Origin of the sequence: Nostoc sp. CALU 1950 (assembly GCF_051172895.1) — a bacterium.
GTDB lineage: Bacteria > Cyanobacteriota > Cyanobacteriia > Cyanobacteriales > Nostocaceae > Nostoc > Nostoc edaphicum_A.
This window is the reverse complement of record NZ_JBDNJQ010000250.1, coordinates 1-7849: the sequence shown is the minus strand read 5'-3', so window position 1 is coordinate 7849 and position 7849 is coordinate 1. Positions and strand designations below refer to the sequence as shown.

General features: G+C 41.7%; 7 protein-coding genes. 3 read left to right on the top strand and 4 right to left on the bottom strand.

The features are described 5' to 3' along the window. Positions 1-82: 82 nt before the first annotated feature. Together ABF638_RS35755 and ABF638_RS35750 are read left to right on the top strand one after the other, a co-directional pair. Entirely contained in the window at positions 83-676 is a 594-nt protein-coding gene (locus tag ABF638_RS35755; RefSeq protein ID WP_435027509.1) for a DUF1517 domain-containing protein, read from the top strand. 70 nt (positions 677-746) lie between these two features. Then, positions 747-1631 carry a hypothetical protein gene (locus tag ABF638_RS35750; RefSeq protein ID WP_435027508.1) on the top strand — a complete coding sequence of 295 codons (885 nt, stop codon included), beginning with the start codon at positions 747-749 and terminating at the stop codon, positions 1629-1631. A 727-nt stretch (positions 1632-2358) separates the two neighbouring features. Here ABF638_RS35750 and ABF638_RS35745 read toward each other — a convergent pair. Further along, on the bottom strand, positions 2359-3132 hold the full coding sequence (locus ABF638_RS35745) for a hypothetical protein (protein WP_435027507.1): 774 nt from the start codon (positions 3130-3132) through the stop codon (positions 2359-2361). Positions 3133-3229: 97 nt separating this feature from the next. After that, the gene (locus ABF638_RS35740; RefSeq protein WP_435027506.1) at positions 3230-3637 is read right to left on the bottom strand and encodes a hypothetical protein; all 408 of its coding nucleotides are present in this window, start codon (positions 3635-3637) and stop codon (positions 3230-3232) included. A gap of 67 nt (positions 3638-3704) precedes the next feature. Between ABF638_RS35740 and ABF638_RS35735 the strand changes: the two genes are divergently transcribed. Next, positions 3705-4370, top strand: coding sequence for a class I SAM-dependent methyltransferase (locus tag ABF638_RS35735; RefSeq protein ID WP_435027505.1), 666 nt, complete (start codon positions 3705-3707; stop codon positions 4368-4370). A 360-nt stretch (positions 4371-4730) separates the two neighbouring features. Here ABF638_RS35735 and ABF638_RS35730 read toward each other — a convergent pair whose 3' ends face one another. Next, positions 4731-6407, bottom strand: a complete 1677-nt coding sequence (locus tag ABF638_RS35730) for a fasciclin domain-containing protein (protein WP_435027504.1) — start codon at positions 6405-6407, stop codon at positions 4731-4733. A gap of 733 nt (positions 6408-7140) precedes the next feature. Further along, a complete protein-coding gene (locus ABF638_RS35725) occupies positions 7141-7671 on the bottom strand; it encodes a GNAT family N-acetyltransferase (RefSeq protein ID WP_435027503.1) in 531 nt (176 codons plus the stop codon). Positions 7672-7849 lie beyond the last annotated feature (178 nt).

The following is a 7849-nucleotide window of genomic DNA, read 5'->3' as shown; positions in this document are numbered from 1 at the left end:
AATGACAAATGACAAATGACAAATGACAAATGACCAATGACAAATGACAAATGACAAATGACAAAAAAATTGGAGGACGAAAATGGCTAATTTATTTAATAAAATGATCGGTCGAACTCGCTATGTAGTATTTCGACTATTTCTGCACTTAGGGGGAGGTGAAGTAGCGCCAATTTTGGGAGTATTAAATAGTGCTGGACGAGACGCGATCGATGCCGATGGGGACTTAGAAGTTTTGGGAGAAGGATTAGTAGAAATTAGCCAAACCCTGCTGCAATACGATGAATATTGGCTTTCTGCTGCTAACGAAGGAGATGTATTTTGGAGTGAAGGCGAAGCAGGAGATTACGTGAATGAATTATTTACTGATTCTGCCGAAAGATATCTCAGCGAACCAGATTATACTTCTGACTCTGGATTGAATGAACCTTTATCTATACCTGTAACCCGTAACGTTATTGTGATGATTACAGTGGCTTATGAAGGAGAAGTACCAGAGTTAGAAACTGATCTTTCTAACGTTCAGGCACTCAAGGAAGGCTTGAAAGCATTGATAAATTTGCATTATAAACATAGATTGAAGGCAATCCAAGTACATTTTTCTCCAGCACAGTTAGGCGATGAACTCACTAGCGATCAACTGTTGCAATATTACCCAGAATTGATTCCATTATAATGTGTTGGGTAGTCCGTACTTACTACTCACATCGAGAAATTGTTAAGCTCAGAGATAGGACAATAATCCAATGATCATGACCATAGTACGTAAATTTACAGCCGTTTTTTTAGCTCTGAGTTTGTGTGTCACAACTGTCGCTTGTGGTGGGGGAAACGAAACTACTCCTCCAGCTAAGAACGTTAGTCAAACCTCGACTACCACCAAGCTGAGTGACGGAGAGTATCAAATACAACAAGCTACTTATGACGATGGAACTGGTGAGTACAACCTGTTTTTACTTAATAATAAGCCCCCAACCTTTGCAACCGAAAATTTGCAAATGGCACGGTTAACTGATGATGAAATCAAGCAGGGTAAGAAAACCTATCTGAAGGTAGAAAAAGGACAACCAATTTTATACCTGACAGAAGACTTTAAACTTGAGTACGTTCACAACGTTACCGAAAATAAAACCAATCCCCAAACCGGACAACAAGAGACGGTTGTAGTCCGTCGAGAAAATAGCTTCTGGGCACCGTTTGCTGGGTCTGTGGCTGGTAGCTTGGCGGGACAGGCAATTGGTAGTATGTTGTTTAGACCCCAATATTATGTACCCCCTGTCTATCAATCAGGACAAGGATTAAGTGGCTTCGGTGGATATGGCGGCAGCTATGGCCAAGCAGTTCAAAACTACCAAAGTCGCTACAATGCCCCACCCGCAGCCGTTACAAATCGCACTGCGTTCCGCAATACAGGAACAATTAGAAGGTCATATCCTGGAAATTCAAATGTACGCAATACACCGCGTAGTACTACAGGTAATAACCGTCCTTCTGGTTCTGGGTTTGGTGGTAGTACATTGCGACCCTCTGGTAACTCCAGCACTACCAGACGCAATTCTGGCAGTGGTTTTGGTAGTGGGCGTAGTACAGCACCCCGCCGTTCAAGTGGTTTTGGCAGCAGACGCCGTTAGGAAATTTCCAATTCAATAAATAAACTGCCTAATAAATGAAGGTAGTATGTTGCACAAAGAAGCCGGAGGGTCACAAGTTAAACCTCCGGCTTCTCTTTATCTCTATACAATTTGTGAGGAGGAATAATGAATTATTCGGTGAAATAATATGAAATACTAAATACGAATATTGCTAAAATAACAGGAATCATTTTACTAAAGTCTATTCGCTTTTGTTGAACCATTTCTAAACAAGAAATGGGAATCATTATAGGCCAGAAGATAGTTGTCACCAGAAACATCACAACTGATAAAAATTTATCTTCGGGAGTGGAAGCAGGATGACGTAGGGAAAATATTAACCAATTAGTTAAAAAATAGAATGTCATTAATAAGTAACCAATAGTTAAAGTTAGTTGTATCTGATTCACTATGAGTACTCCTGAAGTTATGTGAGCTTCACCAAACATCATCCGTACAAAGTTATAACATATACAATCGGAATCTCACCGCGTGTTTGCGTCAGGAAACACGCGGTGAGGTTGAAAAATGTACTTCATATAAATGAGAACCGCTATTGTTAAGACAAGACGCGATAAATCGCCGTCTCTACAATAATCAGTTTTTTGTAGAGACGGCGATTCATCGCGTCTTTGTGATGATTTATCGCATCTTTGTGATCTAGAATTTTCATCAAGTGCCTAAAGTCACAGCGAAACACTTTTCAAACAACCTCTTAAAGCAATAATTAAGCGGTCTTAAAAAATCGAATAATTTCGCGGACATGATCGAGAAATTGTCCGTCGGTGGAAAGTTGCGCGATCGCATTTCTGGCTTCTCTCCCCAAACGCTCATGTTCTGTTTGATTTGTCGCCCGTAATTCTTCCACGTTAGCCGCAATTCGAGCTAAATCTCTGCGAGTCTCTTCAGCAAAGCGTTGTTGAGTCGCGGATAAGGAATAAGGTTGTTCTGGGTTGAGTTGATCTTCCAATGACTGGATTTTTTGTTCCAATATAGAGAAGCGATCGCGCAATTCAAAAATATCTTCGCGCGGATACTTCCATTCTTGGCGAATCATCGCTAACCGCGCGTATAAATACTCATAAGCTCGAATCGCTGGACGGAGAATTGTTAATAATAAAGCTGCACCAGAACTTATATATCCCACCGTACTAATACCAGTGACAGCAAGAGTATAAAGACCAACGGCTGAGAATAAGTGTAAAGCAATGGCAACCCAGAGCGATCGCTTTGCTAAAAGTGTGACATACTTCACCTGCTTCTCATCGACTGGAATTCCTTTCTCAGTTGATTGTGCTGCTTCTGCTAAGACTTCTTTGGCTTGAAAATGCACATTCCACGGTACGGTAACAATTACCAACAGCCACCAAAAACTAGCACCACCAATCACCCAGTCAAGAAAGTTACCAGCAGGGATGTGCAACCATTGCAGTAAACCAAAAGCCGCCAGCACCACAACCACAATTCCAGCAATGGAACTGATGAAAAAGTTAATATACATCTTCCCTTGTCTCCGGTGAAACTATACCTTGATGATGACTGTGCCCCAGCAGTTATACATAAAGTATTGTGATGGTTTCACTGTTTGCACACACCTGCTATTGGATGAGATAGCTACGCCAGATTGGTTGAGTATCTTTGCTACCTTTTTCTGGAAGTAGCAATCGCCAAGTTTTACCCTCTTGCTGAATTTGCAAGTAAACGTCAAAGGGTTTTTTTGGTTGCGTCAAGCTTCGTTTTGGTAGCTTAACAATCAAGTCGTAGGTTCCCCGAACGCGGAAAGCTGGTAAATTTTCAATCGTCAGGGGTTGTTCTTGGGTAATTGATAGCCGCTTGATTTCAAATCCTTGAAAATCTAAATCCAACTGTTGACTAAGTTTTTGTTGAGTTTGTTCTAGCCCAAGTGCGATCGCTTTTTGCACTAAATCGCTAGTTGGTAGCAGTCCAATACTGCCACAAGCTGTCACTAGCACCAGCAATATTGCTGTCAAAACTAATCGCACCATGTTATTCCTGAGATTCCCCTTATCAGCGATAGTATAACTGTAGATTCTCTCAATTCTCTCATCTACCATGCCAAAACAGTCTATAGGTCTTGATAACCAACTCTACAATTATCTTTTATCCGTTTCGCTACGGGAACCAGAGATTCTTGGGAAGTTACGCCAAGAAACCGCCAGCCATCCCCGGAGTGGAATGCAGATTTCACCAGAACAAGGGCAGTTTATGAGACTTCTGGTGGAGTTAATTGGAGCGAAGAAAACCCTGGAAGTTGGAGTGTTTACGGGTTATAGCTCACTTTCTGTAGCTTTGGCACTACCAGATGATGGGAAAATTATTGCTTGTGATGTGAGTGAAGAATTTACTGCGATCGCTCGGCGGTATTGGCAAGAAGCTGGAGTTGCCGATAAAATCGATCTCCGATTAGCACCAGCTTTAGAAACTTTAGATCAATTATTGGCAACTGGTCAAGCAGAAACCTTTGACTTTGCCTTTATTGATGCTGATAAAGAAAATTATGATGGATATTATGAGCGATCGCTACAATTAGTGCGTCCAGGTGGATTAATTGCTATTGATAATGTTTTATGGTCTGGACAAGTTGCTGATGAGCAAAATCAAGATGAAAGCACCCAATCTATCCGCGCTCTCAACAAAAAGTTACATCATGACGAACGGATAACATTGTCCCTTGTCCCCATCGCCGATGGACTTACTTTAGCCATCAAGCGACCTTAATACAGTAGCTGACTTTTCACGTTATGTGGAAAAGTCCACGCAAAACCTAACCCCCTAACCCCCTTCCCGATGCGGGAAGGGGGAAATTCAAAGTCTCTCTCCTTTTAGGAGAGAGATTTAGAGAGAGGTTTTCCTAGATGCCGTAAAAAGTCAGAATACAGCAGGGGCGCACAGTTAGTTGTGCGCCCCTACCATCTGTTCTATTTCTATTTATCGAACAGAATTCAGGAGTCAAGAGTCAGAATGAATTCTGACCAAAAAAGCGGTAGCGAGTATTTTCGAGTCGCGTCTTGATTATAACCGGAGCTTTCTTAGTCTCCGGCTCTACTCCTGAATTCTGACTTCTGAATTCTTCTTTATTTAAAAGTTGTAGCCAACTCCTAATAGTAGCCCGACATCAGTTTGATCCATAAAAGCAGCATTTACGGCACCTGTCACCGTAAATCGAGAACCTAAAGGAAGGTCTACACCACCAGTTAGCAGTAATCCAATATCAGTATCAAGGTTAGCTTCAATTGCTACGCCAGCACCTAAGTAAGGAGATATAGCAAAGCTTCTTTCACCCACCGAACCTGCTGCGCGGGGAGAAAAATCAAAAGTTACGGGAACTAGGAATATTGTATCGTCCCCAAAGATCACCGATGGTCGCACTGACAGATAGTTTGTCAGACCAAGTTTGCTGATTACTGTAAAGTTACCCTCGCTCAAAGCTGTATCGTTACCACTCAAACCAATGTTACCAGCGACTCCGAGATAGCTTCTGCCACCACGAGTAGCTCTACCTACATTCACATCAGGCGTTGTGCCGTTCGTGCCTGTTGGTGGCTGATTTAACTGACTGATGTTAATATCAGGCGGGATTAGGACTTGGTTAATTGCATGGATAATACCATTGCTAGCTTTGACATCTGCCTGGATAACTCTGGCATTATTCACCGCTACTTGATTGTTAGCCGAATCGATTTGAATATTTACAGGTCTTTCTTCAAAAGTTTTCAGTTCCCCAGTGGAGAGTTGACTAGCAGTTACCGCACCAGGAACCACATGATATCTCAAAATCTTAATTAATGCTTCTCTGTTTTCTGGTTGCTCTAACTGTTGTAAGGTAGCAGCAGGCAAAGCAGCAAATGCATCATTGGTGGGAGCGAAGACTGTATAAGGGCCAGGCTGTTGCAGAATATCTGCTAAACCGGCTGTCTTTAGTAAAGAAGTTAGAGTTGAAAAAGAATTACTGGATGCAGCAAGAGAAACAATATCAGTACCGGTTTGAGTTCCAGCGACAATATACTGACTAGCTGGAAGATTGCTAGCAATGGGTTGTAGCCGTCCTTGTCTAGCCAAAGCTTGATATAAAAGTGCTGCGGCTTCAGCACGAGTTAGCGACTGTTGCGGATTGAGTTGTTTCACATCCGGGTAGTTGACAACAAGATTACCTGCTGTTGCTGCTGCCACACTACCAATAGCGTAGTCTGGGATAGCTGAGGCGTCGTTGTAGTAAGTACTGAGAGTACTTGTATCGCCACCAGACAAACCTAAGCCACTACTTAAAGCAACAATCCCCTGCACTCTAGGGATTTCTTGATTTGGTCTAAACACGTTCCCAGGATAGCCTACCAAAAATCCAGTTTCGTAGGCTAGCTGAATTGCAGAAGCCGCCCAATAGCCAGCAGGAACATCACTAAATCCACCGGGGCTTAATTGCCGAACTCGGTTTTGGTTACTGAAAGCTTTTTGAATCAAGGCGGCAAATTCAGCACGAGTTACAGGTTGATTCGGTCTAAAGCTGCCATCAGGAAAGCCAGCAATCACGTTATTGTCAGCTAGGACTTGAATGAAAGGACGCGCCCAATAATCTGAGGAAACATCAGACAAGTTAACTGTTGAAGTTGGTGCTGGTGTAGGAGATGGAGTAGCAGATGGAACAGTACTTTGAGATGAAGCTGGTGTAGAAATTACGATGGGAGTTATTATCGCAGCTGTCATGCCCAGAACTAACAAAGCAACCTTTGCTGATGACCAACGAAACAAACTAGACATGGAAATATCCTCTTTTTAATTTATTGGGTTGACTATTGGAAAATACTGGATGCAATGTTAAGTGAATACAAATATCCAGATGATTATTAGGTTTGCCTTGATATAGAAACCAGTTCACTCTGGAAAATTCAAATGTGGGACATTATAAGTAGCTGCTCTGAATATCTCATAACATTTATCTCAGTGGTTACCACACATAGTATAGTATAGGATTCGTATTTGTTTTTAAAGACCCGCAGATCAGACTAACCATAAGTAGAGAGATTGTGGTAATCTGGTACGTTGCAATAATAAAGATAATTAGTGCAACTAAGAGATTTTATGATTTATAAAATTGCAGTCAAGCAGCAAAAGAATCGGCTTTTAATAACCGTTTCTTTATGATTGCCGATGAGGGTTAATGCCGTCAAGCTCAATGCATCATGTTCTTTAGCAAGGTTAAAGAAGTAAAATGTGTCTTGGCGATATGCTGTATTATTAGTCTTTAATCAAAATTAAACAACTAACTAATGGCTGGATTTAGACGAAAAACTTTCACTCTTTAGATAGTTACCCGATGATGGAAAATTTGGCAATAGTAGACTGAAAATTAGCGATCGCAATCAAAAATTCTGACCATGATTGCGCCAACACTTTTTGCTAGGAATTATTTTTGGCAAAAGACTATTTCATGAAAAGGAACCCACAGATAAACTAGGATTTTTGGAAGAGGTCTAATCTCTATCAGTTCTGCTTATAACTCCTCTGGAGCTATGGCAACAAATCCAGTTTTAACTCCACGCTTAAACCCAGCATTTTCATAGAAGTGCAACGTCTCCTCACGTTTTGAGCCACTCATAAGCATCACTTTATAGCACTGTTGCTGCCATGCTAAAGCTAATGCATAATGAAGCACCTGTGTACCAAATCCCTGTCGTCGATAATCGGGGTGAGTGACGACATTTTCAATAATGCCGTATGGACGTGTGCCACGCGTCAAGTTAGGAACAATGCTTAAGTTACACGTTGCGACTAACTGGTTAGCAATATCAGCCACAATGTAATACAAACGGGGATCATCTAAAATCCCATCCCAGATGGATTGTAAAACATCATCAGCAGGTAGAGGCGCATCTACAGGATTTAGGTGGTGATACAACGCCAGAAGTTGGGGAAGTTCGTCGCGTGCAATCAGGCGAACGGTAATTATGGGTTTAGACAAAGCTGTATTAGGGTAATTATTCCAGGAAGTATGTTTGAAATTTGTGTCTTCCCCAAATTTCAAATCACGTGAATCTACATAGTGCTTAACTGCGAGTTTCCCAATCGAGCTTAACGCTCCTCTGGACTCCAAACTTTTACTCTCTAGGCAAATAGACGTCCCCAGTCCCTAGTTCTGACTTTTCATGGCATCTGGAAAACCTCTCTCTAAATCTCTCTCCTAAAAGGAGAGAGACTTTGAA

Bases quoted from the DNA above. Each gene is read 5' to 3' on its own strand.
- ABF638_RS35750 (WP_435027508.1), top strand. From the start codon at position 747: ATGATCATGACCATAGTACGTAAATTTACAGCCGTTTTTTTAGCTCTG.
- ABF638_RS35755 (WP_435027509.1), top strand. From the start codon at position 83: ATGGCTAATTTATTTAATAAAATGATCGGTCGAACTCGCTATGTAGTA.
- ABF638_RS35740 (WP_435027506.1), bottom strand. From the start codon at position 3,637: ATGGTGCGATTAGTTTTGACAGCAATATTGCTGGTGCTAGTGACAGCT.
- ABF638_RS35745 (WP_435027507.1), bottom strand. From the start codon at position 3,132: ATGTATATTAACTTTTTCATCAGTTCCATTGCTGGAATTGTGGTTGTG.
- ABF638_RS35735 (WP_435027505.1), top strand. From the start codon at position 3,705: ATGCCAAAACAGTCTATAGGTCTTGATAACCAACTCTACAATTATCTT.
- ABF638_RS35730 (WP_435027504.1), bottom strand. From the start codon at position 6,407: ATGTCTAGTTTGTTTCGTTGGTCATCAGCAAAGGTTGCTTTGTTAGTT.